General features: G+C 32.5%; 26 protein-coding genes. 24 read left to right on the top strand and 2 right to left on the bottom strand.

Annotated features, from left to right (window positions below; all coding sequences use genetic code 11):
• Nucleotides 1-16: 16 nt before the first annotated feature.
• From CN925_RS05235 to CN925_RS05200, 8 genes are all read left to right on the top strand, one after another.
• Entirely contained in the window at nt 17-556 is a 540-nt protein-coding gene (locus CN925_RS05235; protein WP_025671400.1) for a ReoY family proteolytic degradation factor, read from the top strand.
• 527 nt (nt 557-1,083) lie between these two features.
• Complete coding sequence (locus CN925_RS05230; protein WP_098845210.1) at nt 1,084-1,533, top strand: DUF2487 family protein; 450 nt, start codon at nt 1,084-1,086, stop codon at nt 1,531-1,533.
• Between the two features lie 143 nt (nt 1,534-1,676).
• A complete protein-coding gene (locus tag CN925_RS05225; protein WP_098845209.1) occupies nt 1,677-2,180 on the top strand; it encodes a QcrA and Rieske domain-containing protein in 504 nt (167 codons plus the stop codon).
• 2 nt (nt 2,181-2,182) lie between these two features.
• Nucleotides 2,183-2,857 (top strand): menaquinol-cytochrome c reductase cytochrome b subunit, encoded by a 675-nt coding sequence (gene qcrB / locus CN925_RS05220; RefSeq protein WP_056466653.1) that lies wholly within the window; start codon nt 2,183-2,185, stop codon nt 2,855-2,857.
• Between the two features lie 62 nt (nt 2,858-2,919).
• Nucleotides 2,920-3,696 carry a menaquinol-cytochrome c reductase cytochrome b/c subunit gene (locus CN925_RS05215; RefSeq protein ID WP_098845208.1) on the top strand — a complete coding sequence of 259 codons (777 nt, stop codon included), beginning with the start codon at nt 2,920-2,922 and terminating at the stop codon, nt 3,694-3,696.
• Between the two features lie 167 nt (nt 3,697-3,863).
• On the top strand, nt 3,864-4,430 hold the full coding sequence (locus CN925_RS05210; RefSeq protein ID WP_180232874.1) for a DUF1405 domain-containing protein: 567 nt from the start codon (nt 3,864-3,866) through the stop codon (nt 4,428-4,430).
• Nucleotides 4,431-4,489: 59 nt separating this feature from the next.
• Nucleotides 4,490-5,272 (top strand): sporulation protein YpjB, encoded by a 783-nt coding sequence (locus CN925_RS05205; RefSeq protein ID WP_098845206.1) that lies wholly within the window; start codon nt 4,490-4,492, stop codon nt 5,270-5,272.
• 56 nt (nt 5,273-5,328) lie between these two features.
• Nucleotides 5,329-6,009, top strand: coding sequence for a zinc metallopeptidase (locus CN925_RS05200; RefSeq protein ID WP_098845205.1), 681 nt, complete (start codon nt 5,329-5,331; stop codon nt 6,007-6,009).
• A 65-nt stretch (nt 6,010-6,074) separates the two neighbouring features.
• On the opposite strand, the gene CN925_RS05195 is transcribed toward CN925_RS05200, so the two are convergent.
• Nucleotides 6,075-6,947, bottom strand: coding sequence for a YitT family protein (locus tag CN925_RS05195; RefSeq protein WP_098845204.1), 873 nt, complete (start codon nt 6,945-6,947; stop codon nt 6,075-6,077).
• A gap of 136 nt (nt 6,948-7,083) precedes the next feature.
• Here CN925_RS05195 and CN925_RS05190 point away from each other — a divergent pair, with 136 nt between their 5' ends.
• The 16 genes from CN925_RS05190 (at nt 7,084) to CN925_RS05115 (ending at nt 21,895) form a co-directional block, all read left to right on the top strand.
• Nucleotides 7,084-7,413: a nucleotide pyrophosphohydrolase gene (locus tag CN925_RS05190; RefSeq protein ID WP_098845203.1), complete on the top strand. Its 330-nt coding sequence runs from the start codon at nt 7,084-7,086 to the stop codon at nt 7,411-7,413.
• A 1-nt stretch (nt 7,414) separates the two neighbouring features.
• A complete protein-coding gene (gene dapB / locus CN925_RS05185) occupies nt 7,415-8,218 on the top strand; it encodes a 4-hydroxy-tetrahydrodipicolinate reductase (RefSeq protein ID WP_098845202.1) in 804 nt (267 codons plus the stop codon).
• Between the two features lie 88 nt (nt 8,219-8,306).
• Nucleotides 8,307-9,008 (top strand): bacillithiol biosynthesis deacetylase BshB1, encoded by a 702-nt coding sequence (gene bshB1 / locus CN925_RS05180; RefSeq protein WP_142339189.1) that lies wholly within the window; start codon nt 8,307-8,309, stop codon nt 9,006-9,008.
• 31 nt (nt 9,009-9,039) lie between these two features.
• Entirely contained in the window at nt 9,040-10,170 is a 1,131-nt protein-coding gene (bshA, locus tag CN925_RS05175; protein ID WP_098845201.1) for an N-acetyl-alpha-D-glucosaminyl L-malate synthase BshA, read from the top strand.
• Between the two features lies 1 nt (nt 10,171).
• On the top strand, nt 10,172-11,365 hold the full coding sequence (locus CN925_RS05170) for a CCA tRNA nucleotidyltransferase (RefSeq protein ID WP_098845200.1): 1,194 nt from the start codon (nt 10,172-10,174) through the stop codon (nt 11,363-11,365).
• Complete coding sequence (locus CN925_RS05165; protein WP_098845199.1) at nt 11,350-12,333, top strand: biotin--[acetyl-CoA-carboxylase] ligase; 984 nt, start codon at nt 11,350-11,352, stop codon at nt 12,331-12,333. The genes CN925_RS05170 and CN925_RS05165 overlap by 16 nt, the downstream gene beginning before the upstream one ends.
• Nucleotides 12,334-12,714: 381 nt before the next feature.
• Nucleotides 12,715-13,557 (top strand): 3-methyl-2-oxobutanoate hydroxymethyltransferase, encoded by an 843-nt coding sequence (gene panB, locus CN925_RS05160; RefSeq protein WP_098845198.1) that lies wholly within the window; start codon nt 12,715-12,717, stop codon nt 13,555-13,557.
• Nucleotides 13,554-14,399, top strand: a complete 846-nt coding sequence (gene panC, locus CN925_RS05155) for a pantoate--beta-alanine ligase (RefSeq protein WP_098845197.1) — start codon at nt 13,554-13,556, stop codon at nt 14,397-14,399. Before panB ends, panC begins: the two co-directional genes overlap by 4 nt.
• Before the next feature lie 26 nt (nt 14,400-14,425).
• Nucleotides 14,426-14,809, top strand: coding sequence for an aspartate 1-decarboxylase (gene panD / locus CN925_RS05150; RefSeq protein ID WP_025671415.1), 384 nt, complete (start codon nt 14,426-14,428; stop codon nt 14,807-14,809).
• Nucleotides 14,810-14,951: 142 nt separating this feature from the next.
• On the top strand, nt 14,952-17,741 hold the full coding sequence (gene dinG, locus CN925_RS05145; protein WP_098845196.1) for an ATP-dependent DNA helicase DinG: 2,790 nt from the start codon (nt 14,952-14,954) through the stop codon (nt 17,739-17,741).
• Between the two features lie 107 nt (nt 17,742-17,848).
• On the top strand, nt 17,849-18,019 hold the full coding sequence (locus CN925_RS05140) for a YpmA family protein (protein WP_082459338.1): 171 nt from the start codon (nt 17,849-17,851) through the stop codon (nt 18,017-18,019).
• Between the two features lie 11 nt (nt 18,020-18,030).
• Entirely contained in the window at nt 18,031-18,495 is a 465-nt protein-coding gene (locus tag CN925_RS05135; RefSeq protein WP_098845195.1) for a cell wall elongation regulator TseB-like domain-containing protein, read from the top strand.
• A 15-nt stretch (nt 18,496-18,510) separates the two neighbouring features.
• Complete coding sequence (locus CN925_RS05130) at nt 18,511-19,698, top strand: pyridoxal phosphate-dependent aminotransferase (protein WP_098845194.1); 1,188 nt, start codon at nt 18,511-18,513, stop codon at nt 19,696-19,698.
• 285 nt (nt 19,699-19,983) lie between these two features.
• Nucleotides 19,984-20,694 (top strand): DnaD domain-containing protein, encoded by a 711-nt coding sequence (locus CN925_RS05125; protein WP_353616063.1) that lies wholly within the window; start codon nt 19,984-19,986, stop codon nt 20,692-20,694.
• A gap of 45 nt (nt 20,695-20,739) precedes the next feature.
• A complete protein-coding gene (gene nth, locus CN925_RS05120) occupies nt 20,740-21,402 on the top strand; it encodes an endonuclease III (protein WP_098845192.1) in 663 nt (220 codons plus the stop codon).
• Nucleotides 21,392-21,895, top strand: a complete 504-nt coding sequence (locus CN925_RS05115) for a YpoC family protein (protein WP_098845191.1) — start codon at nt 21,392-21,394, stop codon at nt 21,893-21,895. Before nth ends, CN925_RS05115 begins: the two co-directional genes overlap by 11 nt.
• Before the next feature lie 127 nt (nt 21,896-22,022).
• Here CN925_RS05115 and CN925_RS05110 read toward each other — a convergent pair whose 3' ends face one another.
• The gene (locus tag CN925_RS05110; protein WP_098845190.1) at nt 22,023-24,716 is read right to left on the bottom strand and encodes a PBP1A family penicillin-binding protein; all 2,694 of its coding nucleotides are present in this window, start codon (nt 24,714-24,716) and stop codon (nt 22,023-22,025) included.
• Nucleotides 24,717-24,732: the final 16 nt, after the last annotated feature.

Below are 24,732 nucleotides of genomic sequence, written 5' to 3'. Positions count from 1 at the left end.
GAGGAGGGATTTAATAATGGCAACCCCTGTATCTGTGAATGAGAAGAAAGATTTTGTTAAATGGTTTCTCAGTAATTTTCAGTTAAAGCAAAGAGAATGTGTATGGATTTTAAATTACTTAATGAGTCATGATTATTTAATGAAAAAGGTTCATTTTGTAGAACAGTCTAAATATTGTCCACGCGGATTAGTGATGTCGACAAATTGTGTTAAAGAAGTCCCATTTCATTTTTATAAACAAAATGTTATGACGACAGATGCAGAAAAATCATTTCATGATATTCGTTTAAATAGGGATGAGGATATTTATATCCAGCTGAATTTTAAATCTTCTTTTCAATATCCGATGTTTGTTTCAGTTTTAGAAGAGAACCCACATATACCAAAGAACTTAAATAGTAACGAAAAAGATCGTGTAATCGCTGAAAAGCTATTATCAGATTCAATTATTAATTTCCAAAAAGACAGACTGATGAAAATGATTGATGAAGCATTAGATCAACAAGACAAAAAGCTTTTCCAAGAATTAACGAAGCAACTGAATTCATTAACTTAATGAAAACTTGAAAAAAGTCCTCATTTATGGGGACTTTTTTACTTTTGCAATTGAACACAATTATTTATTATTATTAAATATAAGATATGTGAGGTAAAGCGATGCAAAATACATCCTCTTTCTCGTCATATTTATCCCTTTTAGCTCTTTAGTATTCATGTAATACTATGAGTATTCGAGCGTTTTTTCAACATATAAGTTAAATTTAGTAGTAAATTTAAGATTAGCTACTACTCATAAAACTATACTCTAATAAAAAATAGTAAAAAAGTCACTAAAATTGAAATAGACTTTGTTTCTTAATTAAATACTTCAAGATGGAAGCTCAATTATATTCCCAACTTTTTAATTAATTAGCAAATTGTTCATAGAGGTGCTTGTAATGAATTCATCCATTAGAAATTCCTTTATGAACGGACTTTTTTCTTTCTTAAAATAGTATTGTATGGTTAAATTGGAAATGGAAATTTGTTCACAAAAATTTCACAATTATAAATAAATTATTTTAATAGAAAGAGGTAATTTTGATGAAATGGACAACTAATGAATTAAATCAAGTGATTGAGAATCTGGAGTACATCGACACGATCATTATTCCACTTTGTCCTGTTTCTTTGAAAAAAGAAAATATTGGTCTAGCTGAGCAAAGAGAGGACTTAATAATACTTACTTCGGAACTTGAACGTACATATAAAGGCAGAGTTGTAATTGCTCCGGAATTTACTTATTTACCTGAAGAACCTAATAAAATAAACCGATTAAAAGCTTGGTATGAAGAGTTTAAGACTAGTGGAATTAAGCATGTTTTTTATTTAACATGTGATTTTGATTGGAGACAGTTAGAATCTGAACTGAATGAGTCATTAATTTGGTTACCTAATTTAAATATCAATAGTTTAGATGAATCATCACAACGAGTAATAGTAGATAAACAATTATCACACATAAATGCATTATTTTCTAAAATATGGGGATAAAAATAAAAACAACATTATTACTATGATTATTATTAGGATATTATTGACCTTCTAAATTTGTTATTATATTATGAAAGTGTCCTAGTTTTATTATTATAGCTGTTGTCCGTACAGGAGTACTTGTGATAGAGGGGGGAATTTTCATGAGTGAAAAGGTTTCAAGACGCCAGTTTTTAAACTACACTTTAACAGGTGTAGGCGGCTTTATGGCGGCAGGAATGCTTATGCCATTGGCTCGTTTTGCCATTGACCCAGTTTTACAAAAAGAAGAAGCTGGAGCAATGGTGCAAGTTGGACTAGTTAAAGATTTAACGACTGAACCAAAACGATTTGACTTTAAAGTTAAACAGGTAGATGGTTGGGTTAAATCTGATGCGTCACACATTGCATGGGTGTACAAGAATTCAAATGGAGACATCGTTGCGTTATCACCTACTTGTAAGCATTTAGGCTGTACAGTTGGTTGGAACGACAATAAAGATTTTCCAAATCAATTCTTCTGTCCATGTCATGGCGGTCGTTACGAGAAGGATGGTAAAAACATTAAAGGTACGCCACCGCTTGGTCCACTAGACAACTATGCGGTAAAAGTGAAAGGTGATTCTTTCTATCTTGGTAAACTAGAACCAAATACAGGAGGTAAATAATCGTGCTTAACAAAATTTACGACTGGGTAGATGAGCGATTAGAAATTACGCCTCTTTGGAGAGATATCGCTGATCATGAAGTACCAGAACACGTTAATCCAGCACACCATTTTTCAGCATTCGTATATTGCTTCGGTGGATTAACATTTTTCGTTACAGTAATTCAAATTTTATCTGGAATGTTCTTAACAATGTACTATGTTCCAGATATCAAAAATGCATGGGAATCAGTTTATTACTTACAAAACAACGTTGCATACGGACAAATCGTTCGTGGTATGCATCACTGGGGTGCAAGTTTAGTAATTGTTATGATGTTTTTACATACTTTACGTGTATTCTTCCAAGGCGCATATAAGAAGCCTCGTGAGCTTAACTGGGTTGTAGGGGTTTTAATCTTCTTCGTAATGCTTGGATTAGGCTTTACAGGATATTTATTACCTTGGGATATGAAAGCGTTATTTGCGACTAAAGTAGGTCTGCAAATTGCTGAACAAACACCATTTATTGGTAAGCAAGTGAAAACGTTAATTGCAGGTAATCCGGAAATCATCGGTGCACAAACATTAACTCGTTTCTTCGCAATCCATGTATTCTTCTTACCTGGTGCTTTACTTGCTCTTATGGGTGCCCATTTCTTAATTATTCGTAAGCAAGGTATTTCAGGTCCACTATAAGATTTAGTGCATGGGGCTTTAGTAAAAATGACTAAAGTGTGTCGAAATAAAGGAGGGAGAACATGCATCGCGGTAAAGGAATGAAATTTGTAGGTGACTCACGTGTACCTGCAATGGCAGGACGTAAACCTAATGTTCCAAAGGATTATTCAGAATATCCTGGTAAAACTGAAGCTTTCTGGCCAAACTTCTTATTAAAAGAATGGATGGTAGGAGCAGTTTTCTTAATTGGATACTTAACATTAACAATTGCACATCCATCTCCACTTGAGAGGGTAGCAGACCCAACTGATACTGGTTATACGCCATTACCAGACTGGTATTTCTTATTCTTATATCAATTCTTAAAATATAGCTATGCTTCTGGTGACTATAACATAATTGGTGCTTTCGTAATTCCTGGATTAGCGTTTGGTGGCTTATTATTAGCGCCATTCTTAGATCGTAGTCCACATAGAAAACCAATTAAACGTCCATTAGCTACAGGCTTTATGTTATTGGCTTTATCTAGTGTTATTTATTTAACATGGGAAGCTGCGGCTCACCATGACTGGAAAAAACAAAAAGAACAAGGTAAAATCCGTACTTTTGTTGAATTAAATAAAGAAGATCCAGCATATAAGTTATTGCAAAAAAATACTTGTGTATCTTGCCATGGCGATAATCTTGAAGGTGGCGCAGCAGCTCCAAGTCTTCAAAATAATGGTTTAAAACCTGAAGAAATCGCTCATATTGCAAGAAACGGTCGAAAAGCGATGCCAGCTGGTGTATTTAAAGGTACTGACGAAGAACTTAAAGTGCTAGCTGAATTCGTTTCAAAAGCAGGTAAAACAGAGTAATTAAAAGAGAGTCGAATTTTCGACTCTTTTTTTGTTGTATTGTATACTGAAATAATAACATGTAAAAAATGTGATGATACATATAAATTGTGAACTTTGTGTTATAAATTTATAAAATCTCAAAAGTGAAAGTGAGATGAAGTGAAACAGTGAACGGAATTTACACTATGTTACGCCTTAAACCTAACTTAATTGCCTTATTTATCATAAATGTACTTGGAACGATCTATGGCTACTATTGGTATCGGTATCAACTTGATATTACACCTGGTTGGTTAAAAGTAGTTGTACCTGATAGTCCAACTGCATCATTATTTTTTTGTATTGTATTGCTGCTTTTCATCTTTAATAAACAAAATGGGTTAATAGAAGCACTAGCATATGTAAGCTTAATGAAATATGGTATATGGGCAGTTTTAATGAACGGAATGGTTCTTTATTTATCAGGTGGGCTTGATGCGATTGCATACTTATTAATTTTTTCGCATGGTGCTATGGCAATACAGGCGGCTTTGTATGCTCCGGCTTTTAACGTTAAATTGTGGCACTTAGCAGTTGCAAGTATTTGGGTCTTACAAGATCTTATTTTTGACTATGTTTTTGGAACAATGCCAGAATACTATATGCTTTCTGATTACAGAATTTGGATTGCTTTCGTTACATTTTGGTTAACTATATTTGTTATTTTAATTGCTTATTACCAGTTAATTTTTAAAAAAAGAGCTCGTGGTTGAAAAAGTTCTAATCTTGTCCTTTCTCTCATAATTATTAGTAGTTATGAGGGAGGGGTTTGATGAAAAAATTAATTGCGGGGATCAGTGTTTTTTTTATATTTTTTTCATTTAATACCGTAAAAGGGTACGCTAAAATAGATCAAGAAACTTCTCTAATTGAAAAATCGCTCTCTTTAGTACAAGATGGTGATTATGTACATGGGGCTAATTTATTAGAGCAATTAGAAGCAAAGTATATGGAAAAAGCAAAAAAGAATAAGGATTATACACCTAAAGAGTTAGAAACCATTTCAGTTACTTTTCAAAATGCGCTTGTATCTTTAACAAATGATGCAATTGATCCACAGGAAAAAGTTGCTGATGTACTTGGTTTAAGATTATTGATTGATGCTGGACAAACAACAATGCAGCCGATGTGGAAGGAAATGAAAAAGTCGGTTATGACGCCACTAGAGAATATGGATTCAGCATATAAACGTGGTAATTCTGAAGCGTATGAAACACAATTAAATCTATTTTTACACCAATTTGAAATCATTTATCCAAGTCTTATTATGGATCTTCCATATGATGAAGTAAAAAAATTAAATTCACTTGTTTCGTTTTTAGATGATTATCGAATTAACCAAGATTCCATACCAGCTTTTCAACAAAAATTGGACGAGACGAAAAGTGAATTATTATTCATCTTTGATCAGGGTAACTCAATCATTCCACCTGTTTCCATTTGGACAATCTTTACAACAGGGGTAATTATTGTCGGTACATTAAGTTATGTAGGTTGGAGAAAATATATAGGTGATCGAAATAAGAACAATAAAAGAAGAGAACATAATGATTGACAAATTTCTCTAAAAGTTATTACAATATCGTAAAATCACACCTTGGAGGAATTACAATGAGTTATTTAATTTACTTTTTAATTTTGTTGATTGTACCTATCTATGCGCAAATGAAGGTTAAATCAACTTTTAAAAAGTATTCTCAAGTTGGTTCTACATCGCATTTAACGGGTGCAGAAGTAGCGCGAAAAATTTTAAATGAAAATGGATTATACAATGTTGCAGTAGAAGAGACTCGAGGGTATTTATCTGATCATTATGATCCTCGTGCAAAAGTTGTCAGATTATCAACTGAAAATTATCATGGATATTCAGTTGCTGGTACTGCAGTTGCTGCTCATGAAGTGGGTCATGCAATTCAAGACGCGAACGACTATAGCTTTTTAAGATTCCGTCATTCATTAGTACCGATTGCTAATTTCAGTTCCAATTTTTCATATATATTTATATTAATTGGCATGTTTTCACAATTATCAGGTGCGTTTTTAATAGGAATCGTTTTATTAGCCTTAGGTGTACTGTTCCAAGTTGTTACACTACCTGTTGAATTTAACGCTTCGAGTAGAGCTTTAAAACAGATTACGACTTTGGGGATTATCAATTCGAATGAACATGTTTATGCAAAACGTGTTTTAAATGCAGCTGCATTGACATATGTTGCAGCGGCTGCTGTAGCTGTCGCAGAATTATTAAGATTAATTTTGATTTATACAGGTATGACACGTAGTGATGATTAATATCAATTCAAAAATTAAAAGAGGTTCTTGGCAATTAGTGCTAAGAACCTCTTTTAATTTTAAATTTAAGGGTGAAGAGGGGCTTTATTTTCATCTAATGTAAAGCCTTCACCAAGTACATCATGCACTTCTGTAACAGCTACAAAAGCGTGTGGATCGATATCTTGTATGATGTTTTTTAAATGAACTAATTCATTTTTAGGTACGACACAAAATAAAACGTTTTTACTTTCTCCAGTAAAAGTTCCAGTAGCTTTTAAATAGGTTGCCCCACGGTCCATTTCTTTCATAATACGAGCCGCTATTAGGTCATTTTTCTCAGAAATAATATTTGCACCACGTGCAGCGTATGCACCTTCTTGCATAAAATCAATTATTCTAGCACCAACAAAAACCGCTACTAAAGTATACATTGCTTCGTATGCTTTTAAGTAAGTTAATAGTGAAAGCGTAATGACAACAAAGTCAAAAATAAACATCGTTTTCCCCATATTAATCCCTTTGTATTTATAGGCTAAACGGGCAATAATATCAACTCCACCAGTCGTACCACCAAATCTAAAAATAATGCCTAATCCAACACCAATAAATACACCAGCAAATAATGAAGCTAACATTAAATCGCCGTGAACATCTATATTGAACGAAAATTTCTCAAATAATTTTAAGAAGAAAGAGACTGCAACAGTTCCAATAATTGTATAAAGCATCGTCACTGTACCGAGTAATCTCCAACCAATAAAAAATAAAGGAACGTTTAAAGCTAAGTTTGAGATCCAAACGGGGATATTTAGTTCTGCTAAAAGAATTAAGTTAATTCCCGTAAAGCCACCTTCAGCAAGATTGTTTGGAATATTGATATTCATAATTCCAAAAGAAAAAATTGCAGAACCTAAAATAATAAATAAAATATTGCGTAACTTCAATTTAAAATTCATATACTTCCTCCATACTATAAAAATTACCCTAAACTCTTATTTTTATCTTATCTTGTATTTTTTTCAAGTAAAATAATATATAATTTGTCAAAAAGTGGTCAATTCGATAAGATTTAATTGAGGAGTTGAGATTAGTATGCACGAAAAAACGATGAAAGAAATGCAAAAAGAAGTCGATACATATATAGGTCAATTTAAAGAAGGGTATTTTAGTCCTTTAGCAATGATGGCAAGGTTAACTGAAGAAATGGGTGAATTAGCTAGAGAAATCAATCACACCTATGGTGAAAAGCCAAAGAAAAGTACTGAAAAAGAAAAGCTAATTGAAGAAGAGCTAGGTGATGTATTATTTGTGATGATTTGTTTAGCAAATAGCCTAAATATAGATTTACAAGAGGCACATGATATGGTGATGAAGAAGTTTAATACTCGAGATAAAGATCGTTGGACAAGGAAGGAAGTTTAAAATGGAAAAAGTAATTAGAGTAGTATTAGCAGGACCTAGAGGTAAAATGGGCATGGAAGCTTTACAATTAATTGATCGAACTGAGAATTTTCAACTTGTTGCAGCAGTAGATTATAAATTAGGTGGAGAACAAATTCAAAAGGTTAACCCTGAGTTTAAAGGTGAAGCAAAAATATATGAAACATTAGAGCAATGTATTGAAAATGAAGACTTTGATGTACTTATTGATTTAACAACACCTGAAATTGGAAAAAAACATGCATTTTTAGCTTTAAAAAATGGTATTCGTCCTGTAATCGGTACTACTGGTTTTACAGAAGAGGAACTTGATGATTTAAAAGAAATAGCTTCAAATAATGAGCTAGGTTGTATTATTGCGCCAAATTTTGCAATTGGTGCTATATTAATGATGAAGTTCTCACAAATGGCAGCGAAGTATTTTAAAGATATTGAAATTATTGAATTACATCATGACCAAAAATTAGATGCGCCTTCAGGTACAGCTCTTAAAACAGTTCAAATGATTGAGGAAGTTCGTGAATCTAAAGTACAAGGACATCCAAATGAAGTTGAAACAAAAAGAGGTGCTAGGGGTGCTGATTTAAACGGAATGAGAGTTCATAGCGTAAGATTACCTGGCTTAGTTGCGCATCAACAAGTTTTATTCGGTGGTGATGGTCAACTATTAACAATTCGACATGATTCAATGAACCGAGCTTCTTTTATGTCCGGTGTTCAAGTAGCAGTTGAGGAAGTAATGAAACTATCAGAGCTAGTCTATGGTTTAGAAAATATAATGGACTAACTTTCCATGTCCTTTAGTGGTAACAAATAGTCAAACCACTTAAGCAGTTGTTAAAATTTTTTAGTTAGTTGAAAAGAGAGTGAGATATGTGGAATATTTTGATGTACTAGCATTTGGAGCGCATCCAGATGATGTTGAGATCGGTATGGCAGGTACGATTGCTAAATTTACGAAGTTGGGCTATAAGGTTGCAATTTGTGATTTAACTGAAGCAGAGCTCTCATCAAATGGGGATACGATTACTAGAAGAAAAGAAGCAGAAGAAGCAGATAAAATTTTAGGGGTATCAAAGCGTTTTAATTTATCATTACCAGATAGAGGGCTATACTTATCTGAGGAAGCGATTAAACAAGTAGCTGCATTAATTCGAATGACCAAGCCTTGTATAATCTTCTCACCTTATGAAGTCGATCGTCATCCTGATCATGGTAATTGTACAAAAATAGTTGAAGAAGCAGTATTTTCATCAGGGATAAGAAAATTTAATGTAAATACAAATCATGAAGCTCACAAGGTAAAACATGTTTTTCAATATATGATTAATGGGTTTCATCGACCTAATTTTATTGTTGATGTTTCAGAAACGATTGAAATTAAAAGAGCAGCATTAGAAGCATATGAAAGTCAATTTACTCCTGGTCCAGATGGTGTTGTTACGCCTTTAACAAACGACTATGTAAATAGCGTAATTGCAAGAGAGAAAATTTTTGGCAAAGAAGCTGGAGTTCCGTACGGGGAAGGGTTTATGACAAAGAAACCACTTCTCTTAAATGCAGATTGGTTAGTTTAAGTAGAAATGAAGAAGTTTAGGAGAGAAAAAAATGAAATTAAAAATTGGGATTACATGTTATCCTTCAGTAGGCGGTTCTGGTGTGATTGCGACTGAGCTAGGTAAGTTATTAGCAGAACTAGGACATGAAATTCATTTTATTTCATCAAGTATGCCGTTTCGTTTAAATAAAGTATATCCTAATATTTATTATCATGCAGTTGAAGTAAATCAATATTCGGTATTCCAATACCCACCATATGATTTAGCATTGGCGAGTAAGATGGCTGAAATTGCAAACCGTGAAAAATTAGATATTTTACATGTACATTATGCGATTCCGCATGCAATATGTGCTGTTCTAGCAAAACAAATGATTCATCACGATATTAAAATTGTAACGACATTACATGGAACTGATATAACAGTTCTTGGTTATGATCCATCTTTAACAGAGCTAATTAAGTTTGGGATTGAAAAATCAGACGTTGTAACTGCGGTCTCAAATGATTTAATACAGCAGACAGTAGAATTAGTTAACCCTGATAAAGAAATCCAAACTGTGTATAATTTTATTGATGAAAGAGTGTATTACAAAAGAAATTGTCGGGCATTAAAAGCAGAGTATGGCATTTTAGAACATGAAAAAGTCATTATACATATTTCTAATTTCCGTCAAGTTAAACGTACAAAAGATGTAGTAGATGTATTTAATTTAGTAAGAAAAGAAATTCCATCCAAGTTACTATTAGTTGGTGATGGTCCAGAAATCTCAAGTTTATGCAAATTAGTAAGAGAGCTTGGAATTGAGAAAGATGTTTTATTTTTAGGAAAACAAGAAAATGTTGAAGAGTTACTTTCAATGAGTGATATCAAATTACTTCTTTCATCAAAAGAGAGCTTTGGTTTAGTTTTACTTGAAGCGATGGCTTGCGGAGTTCCATGTATCGGTACAAGAGTTGGTGGAATTCCAGAAGTAATCGAACATGGGGAAAACGGATATATTTGTGAACTAGGAGATATTGAACAAATCGCTTACTATACGCTCAACTTATTACAAGATGAAGAACTATTTAAGCGCATATCAAATCGTGCCCAAGAAATTGTTAAAGAAAGATTTCAATCAAATAAAATCGTTTCACAATATTTATCCATTTATAATGAGATATTAGGAATGAAATAATATGGAAATTTTTGATAAAGCAAAGCCCATTTTAGATAAATTAATTAAAAATGGTTATGAAGCCTATTTTGTCGGCGGTTGTGTAAGAGATAAATTATTAAATAGAACAATTGGAGATATTGATATTGCTACTTCAGCCTTGCCTGAAGAAGTTATGTCGATATTTCCAAAAACAGTTCCTACCGGTTTACAGCATGGTACAGTCTTAGTTTTACAAAATGGCGAGCCATATGAGATTACGACGTTTAGAACAGAATCAACATATTATGATTATCGAAGACCATCTGAAGTTACTTTTGTAAAATCAATCGAAGAAGATTTAAAACGACGAGATTTTACAATGAATGCCATTGCTATGACGACAAACAATGAAATAATCGATCCTTTTAATGGCACAATTGATCTTTATGATGGCTTAATTAGATGTGTTGGTGAAGCTAAGGAAAGATTTCAGGAAGATGCGCTTAGAATGCTAAGAGGTATTCGATTTGTAAGTCAATTAGGTTTTCGTTTACAAGATGAAACGTTTAACGGCATTAAATCACATAAACATTTGATTGAGAATATCGCAATTGAACGCATTTCGGTAGAAATCGAAAAAATGTTAGTAGGAATGTCACCTAAAAAAGGGATAGAACTATTAATAGAAACAAATTTAGTAAATCATCTTCCAAGCTTAAAAGATTATACAAAACAGTTTCATGAGCTACTAGAACTTCCTCTTCAATCGTTAAAAACAATTGAAGAGATTTGGGCGCTAATACTATATAAATGTAATTTTGACGATCCAGAACTGGTTTTAAGAAGTTGGAAGATGTCGAATAATCGCATGAAACAAATATTGAAGCTGTATTATTTGTTAAAAGAAACGAAATTTAAATGGAGCAATACAAAGTTATATCAAGTTGGATTAACAGATGCAATAAAATATGAGCGATTACAGTGTGTAATTGATAAAATCGATGCAAATGAATTGAATGAGGATTTATTAAAGGCTTTATATAATCAATTACCTATTTATTCAAAGTCAGATATATGTATTACAGGTAATGATTTATTAAAATGGTCACAATTAAAAGGTGGCCCTTGGTTGAAAGAAGTATTAAGTGAACTAGAATTTCAAATAGTAGAGAACCAGCTTGAGAATAACCAACTTGCAATTAAGGAGTGGTTTATAAATTGGCTTCAAAAGTAAAAGAAAGAATCATACAATTATTCACAGAAAATAGTAATGAATATTTATCAGGTCAATTTTTAAGTGATGAATTAGGAATTTCACGTACTGCAATATGGAAATACATGAAAGAATTGCAAGACGAAGGAATTGAAGTTGATGCAGTTAGGAAACTTGGATATAAAATAACAGGCAAATCTGATCGATTAACTCCAACAGATATTCAACTTGGGTTAGAAACGAAAAAATTTGGCAGAAATGTCGTGTACCAGGAAGAAACCAATTCAACTCAAACAATCGCTAATGAATTGGTACTAAATGATGCTCCTGAAGGCACAATTGTTTTGGCTGAGCGTCAATTACTAGGTAGAGGTAGATTACAAAGAAATTGGTTAACTTCAGATGGAAAAGCAATAGCAATGAGTGTGATCCTTAGACCAGCTATTTCACCAAGAGTAGCACCTCAACTTACATTATTAACGGCTGTAGTCATTGCTTCAGCAATTGAAAAAGTGACCGGTTTACATCCAAATATTAAATGGCCGAATGATATTTTAATCAATCATAAAAAAGTTTGTGGCATCTTAACTGAAATGCAAGGAGACGCTGATTGCATTAAAAGCGTTGTCATTGGTATCGGAATCAATGTAAATCAAGTTGAAGAAGATTACCCATTAGAACTGTCAGATATCGCAACTTCATTACGTATTGAAAAAGGACAAACCTTTATGAGAGCTAGTTTAATTCAAGCTATTTTAGTTGAATTTGAAAAGTTCTATGAAATATTTTTAGAAAAAGGATTTAAACCGATTAAAATTTTATGGGAAAGCTATGCAATTTCGTTAGGCAAACAAATAAAAGCAACGACTTTAACAGAAGAAATTGTAGGTAATGCCATTGGAATTACTGATGAAGGTCAATTATTGATTGAAGATCACCTAGGTAATGTTCATACTATCTATTCTGCAGATATTTCGTTTAATAAATAATGTATACAAACAAAAACAACTCTCTTTTGATGATTGAAAGAGAGTTATTTTTATTGCTGTATAATTGTCACGTATATTTGTAAATAATACCAAGTTTTTTCTTTACTTAATTGCTATTCTTACTATAAACTGTATTGGAAGGGTCGCGACTTACGTGGATGCTTCATGGGTGGTATCTGAATAGGGTCAATCAAACTTTAGTATCCTAAGAAGAACTACACCAGGTTTAAAAAAATCAATTTTAAAAATGTGTCTGCCTTGATCCTTTAAGGACTGGGACAGAGGAATGAGACGGTTTACAATTTTCCTTTGTTCTAAATTAAGAGCAAAGGTTTTTTATTGTAGCCCCCATTTCCTCTTCATTTAAAAGGAGGAAAAAAGATGAAAACGACAAAAGATTTTTTAAACATGAAACAAAATAATGACCCAATCGTCATGATTACAGCTTATGATTACCCTTCAGCATTATTAGCAGAAGCAAGTGAAGTAGATATGATTTTAGTCGGTGACTCACTTGGGAATGTTGTCCTAGGGTATGATTCTACAATTAAGGTTACAGTTGATGACATGGTTCATCACTCTAAAGCTGTTAAGCGCGGGGCAAAAAATACATTTATTGTGACGGATATGCCATTTATGTCTTATCATTTTTCAAAAGAAGAGGCATTACGTAGTGCATGTCGCATTATACAAGAGGGTGATGCGCATGCTGTTAAAGTTGAAGGCGCTGATGAGAATGTTTTAGAAGTGATTAAAGCATTAACAATTGCGGGAGTACCAGTTGTAGCTCACTTAGGATTGACTCCTCAATCTGTAGGTGTTTTAGGTGGATATAAAGTGCAAGCACGTGACTCAGAAAGTGCAATGAAATTATTTAACGATGCAAAAAAATGTGAAGAAGCAGGCGCTTTTGCAATCGTACTTGAATGTGTTCCAAAACAAATTGCAAAGGATATTACTAAGGATCTTTCAATTCCAACAATAGGAATTGGTGCAGGTGTAGATACAGATGGTCAAGTACTTGTTTATCATGATTTAATAACATATGGCGTTGGTCGAGTAGCAAAGTTTGTTAAACAGTATGCGAATGTATCAACAACAATTGAAAATGCAATTGCTTCATATGTACAAGAAGTTAAAACAAGACAATTTCCTGATACTAAACATTCGTTTACAATGAAAGAAGAACAGTTAAAGGCATTATACGGGGGAAGTTCGCAATGAAAGTGTTTCACACGATAAAGGATTTAAGAAACGAATTAAACATTCACAGAAAAAATGATAAAACGATTGGATTTGTTCCAACAATGGGTTTTTTACATGAAGGTCATGCATCATTATTAGAAGAAGCTAGAAAAAATAATGATATCGTTGTATTAAGTATTTTTGTTAATCCGACTCAGTTTGGCCCAAATGAAGACTTTGATCGATATCCAAGAGACTTTGAAAGAGATGAAAAAATTGCACTAAATGCTGGTGTAGATTGCCTCTTTTATCCAACAGTTGAAGAAATGTATCCAAATGAATTAAAATCTAATTTGAAAGTAACAAAACGAGTAGACGTCCTTTGTGGTGAAAAAAGGCCCGGTCATTTTGATGGCGTTGCATTAGTCGTAACAAAATTATTTAATATTGTTCAACCAGATCAGGCATATTTCGGATTAAAGGATGCTCAGCAAGTTGCAGTTATTGAAGGTTTAGTTGAAGACTTTAATATTCCTGTAAAAATAAATCCAGTTCCAACTATAAGAGAAGAAGACGGATTAGCCAAAAGCTCTAGAAATGTCTATTTAACAGAAAAAGAAAGACAAGAAGCACCTGTTCTTTATAAAAGTTTACAAAAAGCAGTTGATGATATAAATAATGGGCAATTAAATCCAGATCAACTTAAGCAAAATATTATTTCTACAATACAAAGCGAAACATCTGGAACTGTAGATTACGTAAGTATTTATTCATATCCAGATTTAAAGCCTTTAAATAAAATAAATGGAAAAGTAATTATTGCGTTGGCAGTAAAGTTTTCTAATGCTCGCCTAATCGATAATATTATTATTTCTATATAAAGCAGGAACAACTAGGGGGAAATGACATGATTCGCACAATGATGAGAGCAAAACTTCATAGAGCTACGGTTACAGAAGCTAATTTAAATTATGTTGGAAGTATTACAATCGATCAAGATTTAATGGATGCTGTTGATGTACTTGAAAATGAAAAAGTTCAAATTGTAAACAATAATAACGGTGCACGACTTGAGACATATGTTATTCCAGGAAAACGTGGTAGTGGTGTAATTTGTCTTAATGGTGCAGCAGCTAGACTGGTTCAAGAAGGCGACAAAGTTATTATTATTGCATATGGTCAGGTAGAGGAAGAGAAACTGGATCAACATGAACCAAAGATTGCTATTTTAAATGATGCAAATGAGATTGTCGAAATGATTGGCAAAGAAATTGCAGGTACTGTTAAGTAATAGACAAGAGTAACGAGGAAGAAAACAAGCGTTTTAAGGGCAATTTGAAATCCCCTTCTTTAGGGGATTTTTTTGTTGGTTGTATTGTTTAATCTGTTTATGCAAAATAATATCTATATAGAGAATTTGGAGGTGGCAAAATATGAATAAATTTGTGGTCGTTGACTTAGAAACAACCGGAAATAATAATAGAGGTCAAGATCGAATTATTCAAATTGCAGCCTTTTTATTGGAAAGTGGAGAAGTAATTGAACAGTTTTCAAGTTTTATTAATCCAAATATGACGATTCCAACCTTTATTTCTGAATTAACAGGAATATCAGATGAAATGGTTCAATACGCTCCTCAATTTGAACAAATAGTTGAAGAATTATACCCTATGTTTAATGACGCCTATTTTGTTGCGCACAATGTGCATTTTGACTTAACATTTTTACAAAAAGAATTTGAGCGGATCGGTCTACCAAAAATTTCACCTTTAGCTATTGATACAGTTGAGTTAACTAGAATTTTATATCCAACTTTAACGAGTTATAAATTATCTGATTTAGCAAAAGTATTCAATATACAACATGAAAATCCTCATCAAGCTGATAGTGATGCTGAAGTAACTGCTGAGTTATTAACAATTTTATTAAAAAAACTGGAAAGCTTACCATATGCATCGTTAAAAATATTAGAAAAACTTAGTACTAGTTTTAAAAGTGACATTACATACTATATTTCGGATATACTTCAAAAGCAATCTGAATCATTTTCAAATAAATCTGTGGATTACGAAGAATTTAGACGAATAGCTCTTAAAAAAAGAAGCTTTAGTTTACCTCAAGAGGAAGAAGATTTCGTTGAATTCGAAGAGCATCTAAAGGGTGAACTTGTAGATCAGATGGCTGTAGAAATCCCCAATTTTATAAAAAGAGAAGAACAGTTTGCCTATATGCATGATGTATTCGATGCATTTCAAAAGGATAATATTCTCTTAGCTGAAGCTGGTACAGGCGTTGGCAAGACATTTGGATATTTAATACCGTCAGCATTTTTCTCAAAACAGTTCGGTAAACAAGTTGTTATCAGTACAAGTACCATCTCATTACAAAAACAATTACTTAAAAAACATATAAAAACGATTGAAAAAATCGTTCCATTCCAATTGAAAATAGCGTCTATACAAAGTAAAAGAAATTATCTCTGTCTGCAAAAATTTGAATACATTGTTGGCGAACAATTTGATGATAATTACGATAGTATTTTATCTAAAGCAATGATAACAGTTTGGTTAACTGAAACTGAAAATGGAGAATTAGATGAATTATCGCTACCTTCAGGTGGTTTACATTTATGGGATCGCGTTTGTTGTAATGAAGAAAGTGAAAATAAGAGAACAAATCCGTGGTTTCACAAATGTTTTTATCAAAGAGCTAAAAATCAATTAATGTTAGCAGATATAATAATTACAAACCATGCTTATTTATTATCAACTTTAAAAAATAAGGATCATTTGATTAATTCTGTCAAAACGATTGTAATTGACGAGGCTCATGCTCTTGAAGAGACTGCATCAAAAACCTTTGGAATCACTTTTTCTTGTTTAAAATATTATCAATATTTAAGTAGATTAAGTACAACTGATAGTAATGAACTCGTTCACCGATTATATAAATTTGATGAGGGAATACCTAATCGTGAAAAATGGTGGAAAAAAGTCGATCACCTAGTAAAAGAAATCAAATATGAATCAGAAGAGTTATTTAGATTATTACGAGACTTTATTTTAAGCAAACAAAATGATCTAGATAAAGAAAATATTAGACAGTCAATTACACTTAGTGATAAAAATACTGCTAGCCAAAATTGGAAGGTTATACAAGAATGTGCTAATCGATTAATCCATGTGAATAATACGTTATTTTCAGGATGCGAACAGTATTTGAATCTAATTGAAGAGAAGAAAGTATCAGCGTTTCATCGTTCTATCTTATCGGAATTTAAAATGATTATAGACCAATTGAAAAACATGAAAAATGGTCTATATGAAATATTATTCGATAAAAATGATCATTATATATGCTGGATGGAAACTGAAGCAAAAGGATCATTTCATACTACGATGCTTTATTGTGAGAAAGTAGAAAATGCAGATTTAATACAAAATTATTTAATTAGTGGAAGAAATTCAATTGTACTAACTTCTGCTACACTCTCGATTGATTCGTCCTTCTCATTTATAAAGTCATCATTAGGAATTAGTGATAATGCCAATGTCATTGAAAAAATATATCCCGTACCAAATGATTTTGCTCAAGGGATGCAAGTATATATTCCTTCAGATTTATTGGGAATAAAAGAGATTACGCAAGAAGAGTATGCATTACAAACTTCGAATACAATTCGCAAAATTGTTACCGTAGTAAAAGGTAGAACATTAGTTTTATTTACGGCTTTTGATTTATTAAAACAGACTTATGATCAATTAATACAAGATATAGACTCACTGAATTCATCTGTATTAGCTCAAGGTGTTTCTCCTGGAGGAAAACAAAAGTTAATAAAACAGTTTTTACAATCTAAACAAACAATTTTATTAGGTACAAACACTTTTTGGGAAGGAATTGACCTACCTAATGAAGAATTAGATTGTTTAATCATTGTACGTTTACCGTTTACAAACCCTGAAAAGCCCATGTTTATTGCTAAATCAAATTTATTAAAAAAAGCTGGAGAAAATTCTTTCTCGAGGTTGGCTTTACCATTAGCGGTATTTAAGTTTAGACAAGGTTATGGTCGTCTAATTCGAAATGAAAAAGATCAAGGTTCATTATTTGTTTTAGATAATCGCATAATAAATACTAGTTATGGTGCAGAGTTTTTAAAGTTAATCCCAAAAAGTAAAATAAAAATAAATACAATTGATGAATTATTAAAAGATTTTTAATAGTTTTTCAAAATTTAGCATGTGAATAGTAGGGGATTTCAGGCTAGACGTGTGGTATAATGACATAAATTGTAATGTATTTATAATACATTTTTAGGAGGAGCAACATGAATTCAAATATTGAAGTATTATCAACAACAAAAATTGAATATACTAGAGATTTATACAAAATTGTTGATAGTTTAAATCGCACTTTAAAAGAAAAAGATTTAATGTTTGGACTAGCACTTGATAAAGAAGACCAAGAATATGCAGTATTTACAATTTATCGAACATAAATGAGGTATATATGAAAAAATGGTTAGTCATCCTAGGATTAAGCATCATTTTTCTTTCATTATTTTTAATCGCCACTTACCAATCATCAATTTCAAAGCTAAGTGATGATAAAAAACATGCAAAAGAGCTTGTTTTAAATCAAGGATATTTAAAATCTGTCAATACGATTGATTATTTCCATGGGAAAGAACAAGCAATAGTTGTAAGTGGTAAAGATGATGCAAATAATGAAATGATCGCGTGGATACAGGATGGAGAAGTTATTACACGAAAGAAAAGTGAAGGATTGACCAAAAAACAAATCATTGACAAAGTAGTCAGTGAGAGAAACCCAAAAAAAATACATAAAGTAAAATTAGGAATAGAGAACAAAATACCACTTTGGGAAGTAGTATATATAGACCAAAATGGCAGATATAATTTTTACTACGCTGCTTTCGAAAATGGAGAGCTTTTAAAACGTTATAGTATTTAGGGGGAAATTAACAAGATGAAACTAGCAAAAAGAGTAAGTGCACTAACACCATCAACTACACTAGCTATTACTGCAAAAGCAAAAGAAATGAAAGATCAAGGAATCGATGTAATTGGATTAGGAGCAGGTGAACCTGATTTCAATACACCTGTAGAAATTATTGAAGAAGCTTATTCAGCAATGCTTAAAGGCCAAACTAAATATACACCTTCAAACGGTTTACCAGCTTTAAGAAAAACGATCTGTGACAAGTTATTGAACGATCAAGGATTAACTTATTCTCCAGGAGAAGTTGTTGTCACAAATGGAGCAAAACATGCACTATACACACTTTTCCAAGCAATTTTAGATCCTGGTCACGAAGTCATTATTCCGACTCCTTACTGGGTAAGTTATCCAGAGCAAGTTATATTAGCAGAAGGTGTACCAGTTTTTATTGAAGGATATGAACATCAACAATTTAAAGTAACACCAGAACAAATCGAAGCTGCAATTACAGAAAATACAAAAGCGATTATTATAAATTCACCAAGTAATCCAACTGGAATGATTTATAACGAAGAAGAATTAAAAGCAATCGGAGAAATTTGTTTAAAACATGATATATTAATCGTTTCTGACGAAATATATGAGAAACTAGTATATGATGGTGCAAAGCATGTTTCAATTGCTTCATTAAGCCCAGAACTTAAAGAGCAAACGATTATTATTAATGGTGTATCAAAGTCTCATTCAATGACTGGATGGAGAATTGGGTATGCTGTTGGTAATAAGGAAATCATTAATGCCATGACAAATCTTGCTAGCCACTCTACTTCAAATCCAACTACAATGGCTCAAATTGCTACGATCAAAGCATATGAGTTAGGCGATGGTCCTGTAGAAGAAATGAGAGTAGCGTTTGAAGATCGCTTAAATAAAACGTATGAGCGTTTAATTTCAATTCCAGGATTCAGTTGTGTTAAACCAAATGGTGCATTTTATTTATTCCCTAATGTGACTGAGGCAGCTAAAATGGCTGGATATCAAAATGTAGATGAATTCTCTACTGAATTACTTGAAAAAGCTAATGTTGCGGTAATACCTGGTTCAGGATTTGGTTCACCTAACAATATTCGCTTATCATATGCTACATCTCAAGAACAGTTAGATAAAGCTTTAGATCGCATTGAGCAATTTATGAAAGCAAATATATTAAGTTAATTTCAATCAGTACGAAAAAACTCGTATGATAAACAAGAGTGAAGCTAAGCGAATGCTTAGCTTTTTTCATGGGAAGATTTTGTACGAGTTAGAAGTATGATAATGTGAAATCCACTTTCTGAACTATATCCGTAATTAACTAATTTATTAGTTGGTTTTTTAAATATAAAATAGAGATAATAAAATAGAGGTGTGAGTTCCATGCCTCTATTTATTTTTATTTCACAAGTTTCTTTTACTGTATATTTTATGTAATCATGCTATACTATGCTAGAGGTGTTCGAAGTGAATAATAATAGCATTCTTAACTGGATTCAATTTGGGAATATTAGTATTCCAAATATACTTCTCAGTCATTATTCTTCGTTAAATATTAATGAAGAAGAACTAGTCATGATTCTACAGCTTTACTCTTTTCAACAACAAGGTCATACGTTTCCAACACCTACTCAATTAGCAAAGATTATGTCAATAAACGAACAAAAATGCATGGAAGTTATTCGAGAACTTCTTAAAAAAGGTTTATTAGAAATTACAGAAGAAATAGACCATCATAATTTAAGATGTGAAGCATATTCACTTTCCCCATTATGGTTAAAATTAATTGACTTGACCCAGAATGGTCAAAAATCAAAAGAAAAGCAAGCTATTACTTCAATAATTGAACAAGATGAGGAATCAATTTACTTAGTCTTCGAAAAAGAATTTGGTAGATTATTATCTCCATTTGAGATTGAAACGCTGACAATGTGGATGGACCAAGATGATCATAATGAAAAACTAATTAAGGCTGCACTTAAAGAAGCAGTAATAAGTGGGAAATTAAATTTTCGTTATATAGATCGTATTCTTTTTGAGTGGAAGAAAAACGGTATTAAAGAAGTGGACCAAGCTATGAATTATAGTAAGCATTTTAGAAAAAGAGAAACAAGAGAACCACAAAACGATACAAAGTATACAGGATCAATTCCTTTTTATAATTGGCTTGAAAAATAAAGCGAGGACATGCTCCTCGCTTTTGTTTAGTAAGGAGTGTTAAAAATGTTAAACAAACAACAAATAAATGAAGCTCTTAATATAATCGGTGACATGTTCCCTGATGCACATTGTGAGTTAAATCATAAGAATCCATTTGAATTAGTAGTAGCGGTTGCTTTATCTGCACAATGTACTGATGTTTTAGTAAATAAAGTGACAAGAAATCTATTTGAAAAATATAAGGAACCTCAGGATTATTTAAATGTTTCTTTAGAGGAATTACAAAATGATATTCGATCTATTGGACTTTTTAGGAATAAAGCAAAAAATATCCAAAAATTAAGTCATATGATTATTAATGAATTTAATGGAGAAGTCCCACGTACTAGAGAAGAGTTAGTAAAATTGCCTGGAGTTGGAAGAAAAACAGCTAATGTAGTAATGTCAGTCGCATTTAATATTCCAGCAATCGCTGTAGATACTCATGTTGAGCGGGTTTCAAAAAGATTAGCGATATGCCGTTGGAAAGATTCTGTTTTAGAAGTAGAAGAGACATTAATGAAAAAAGTTCCGATTGAAGATTGGGGAGTAACTCATCATCGACTAATATTTTTTGGAAGATACCATTGTAAAGCTCAAAGACCAAGTTGTGAGGTATGTCCTTTACTTGATATGTGTAGAGAAGGAAAAAAACGAATGAAAGTGAAGAAAGTAAATGACAAATAATATTTATAAAGAATTTATCGTAACGCCATTTTATAAAGACAATACAAGTGATCAAATAATAAATGAAGAAATTAAAATTAAAAATAAACCGTTTTTTTATGAAAGTAATCAGATTCTAGTTAATAAAAGCTCTAACATACCGAATGAAAGTGATGAAATTATGAAAGAAATGTTTAATGAGTGGAAAGAGGAATCCGAACACATCTCTAACTACTTTAAACAACGGAATCGAAAACTTGCTTATGAGCCGATGATTAGAGGCTTAGCAAATTTTATATCAATTCTTACATGGATAAATGGCAAAATGCTACTTAATTTAACTAATTTATTGATTGAGTTAGATAAATTACAGGTTAAGCCAATCAATTTAGACGAGCGTATTCGTTTTGTTTTAAATCAACCCGACCACTATCACTCTTTTATTCAACTTTCCGGCTTATATACGGAGTTAGAAAAACTTTATTATAAACAAAAAATAACCTCCTCAAGGTAAGGAGGCTTATTTTATATATATGGAAAATTGGCAATTCCTAGGATTAGTGTTCCAAAAAGGCAAGTGAATTCGTATAGAATATTTATTACATAGCAAAACCTCCTCAAAAAATGAGGAGGTTTTTAATTTATGCAATAAGATTACGTTCCAACTTATTAAATCGATCAGTAGAGTATGAATCTGAGTTATACGAAGTTGGATTCGTATTAGTTGGTTTTGATGGTTTAGTTGGATCTGGTGTGGTAGGAGGTGTAGTTGGATTCGTATTACCATCACCATTGCCATCACCAGTACCCGTGCCGTCACCAGTACCTGTGCCATCACCATTGCCATTGCCGTTACCATTGCCGTTACCATTGCCGTTACCATTGCCATTACCATTACCATTACCATTGCCGTTATCGTTGCCCTTACCGTTATCGTTGCCCTTACCATCGCCTTTGTCTTTACCATGGTCTTTGTCTTTATCTTTATTATTGTCATTGCCCTTACCATGGTCTTTATCATCTGGTGGGGTAGTTGGCTCCTCAGTAGTACTTAAATCGACTGTAACAGTTACAGCTGCACTCTTAGTTTCGCCATTAGTTGCTACGATTGTTATTTTAACTTTGTTTCCAGCTACGATTCCGTCAATTTTTGTTGATGTTCCATTTACTTTTTGAGTCTGGCCATTAACACCGTTTATATCATAGTTAACTTCAAAAGTAGTAGATGCCAGTAACTCAGCAGGATACTTCCAATTTAACGTAACACTGCTCGTTTTTTCATCATATTTCGCAGTAACATTTTTCGCTGAATCTAATTTATCAGGTGTAGGATAATCATCTATTTTTTCACCTCTAATATATAATTCGTCTTGAATTCTCATAACTGAACTCGGTTTATGAAACTCAGATGAACGATCAGCTGTTGCTGCTAACATATCTCTTGCAATATATTTAGCTAAATTTGTTGATGTTTTACTTAAATAATGGCCTTCTTTATTTTTCTCATATCCAGTCCATACAGAAATAGTAACATCTGGAGTATAACCAACAAACCAACTATCTCGAGTTGCGTTTGAAGGGAAGCCATACTTGTCTTTTACCTCTTGAGGGTAGTTTGTTGTACCAGTTTTACCTGCCATATCAAGACCAGGTACATTAGCTCTACCACCTGTACCGCCAGGAGATTTAACAACATCACGTAGCATATCTGTAATCATATATGCTGTGTAATCGCTCATTGCTTGTTTTGGTTCAGGAGATAATATTTTTTCAGTTTTATCTTGATAGATTATTTTCGTTACAGCATGTGGTTTTATATAAACACCGCCGTTACCAAAGGCTGCATATGCTCCTGCCATTTCCATTGCAGATACACCTGTAAAACCACCGATTGCATGAGACTCATAAAAACTGTTCTTTTGGAAGTTAAAGCCGAGTCCGTTACCAAATTCACGTGATTTATCTAATCCAACTTCCTGCATTGTTTTTAAAGCAGGAATATTTCTTGAACCGGCTAACGCCTTACGAATCGATAATTTACCTTTATATGATTTATCTGCGTTTCGAATAGGTGTTCCATTAGAATACTGATATGGCTCATCAACAATTTGATGGTTAGTAGACCATTTTAAATATTGAATTGCAGGACCATAGTCTAGGATTGGTTTAATCGTTGAACCAGGTTGTCTTTTTATATCTGTAGCAAAATTTAGACCGCCACTAGTTGTGTTTCTTCCAGCACCTACAGCTTTGATCTCACCTGTTTTAGTGTCAGTTAATACAAAACCAGTTTGGAAATCATCACTCGGATAAAATTCAGCTCCTCGATTAATAATTTCATCTGCTTTAGCTTGTGCTTTTGGATCTAAAGTCGTTTCGATTGTTAATCCATCTGTATTTATATCTGCACCACCGTATTTTTTTACCTCATCCATAACGACATCAATGAAGGCTGAATATTTTGTTTGACCACTCTCATGAAGTTTAACTAATGTTTTCTCTGGAATTGCTTTTGCATTAGTATATTGTTCATTTGTTATAAAGCCATATTTTTTCATTTGACTTAATACAACATTTCTTCTTGCTTCTGACTCAGCTGGATGTTTTGCTGGATTGAAGTTATTTGGACTTTGTACCATACCAGCAAGTGTAGCTGCTTCAGGTAACGTAATTTTTGATATATCTTTACTAAAATATGTTTCACTTGCTTTTGCTACACCATACACTCCTCGACCTTTTAAACCATTTGAGAAGTAAACTTTATTTAAATACATTTCTAAAATTTGTTGTTTAGAATATTTTTGTTCAAGTTGGAATGATAGATACCATTCTTGTACTTTACGTTTAATTGTTTTTTGTGGAGACAAGAATGAGTTTTTGACAACTTGTTGAGTAATTGTACTACCACCTTGTGATCCAAATCCACCAGTAATATTAGCTAAAACCGCACCAATCACACGACGGATATCGACACCTTTATGCTCATAAAAACGTACGTCCTCAGTAGCAATAAATGCATCTTCTACTACTTTAGGAATCTCGTTATATGAAATCTTCGTTCTTTGTTCAGTTCCTAACTCTGCAATAACATTCCCATTTTTATCAAGTATAGTAGACGAAAGGGGTACTTTTAGCTTTGATTCATCTAGTTTTGGTGCATCACTTACTAAATAATAGAAAGTTCCCACTCCCCCAAGAATACAAAGTACCGCTAATGTCAAAATTGTTAAAGTAATTTTTTTCAATAAACCTTCACGCTTTTTTGGTTTTCCATTTGAAGGCTTTTCCATTTCCATTTGTTTACGTTCTTGTCGTGAACTATACGCTTTTTCCATTTTTTTGTTTCTCCTG

Origin of the sequence: Bacillus sp. AFS055030 (genome assembly GCF_002574545.1) — a bacterium.
Lineage (GTDB): Bacteria > Bacillota > Bacilli > Bacillales > Bacillaceae_G > Gottfriedia.
The sequence above is the reverse complement of the archived record's forward strand: the minus strand, read 5'-3'. Positions and strand labels throughout refer to the sequence as shown.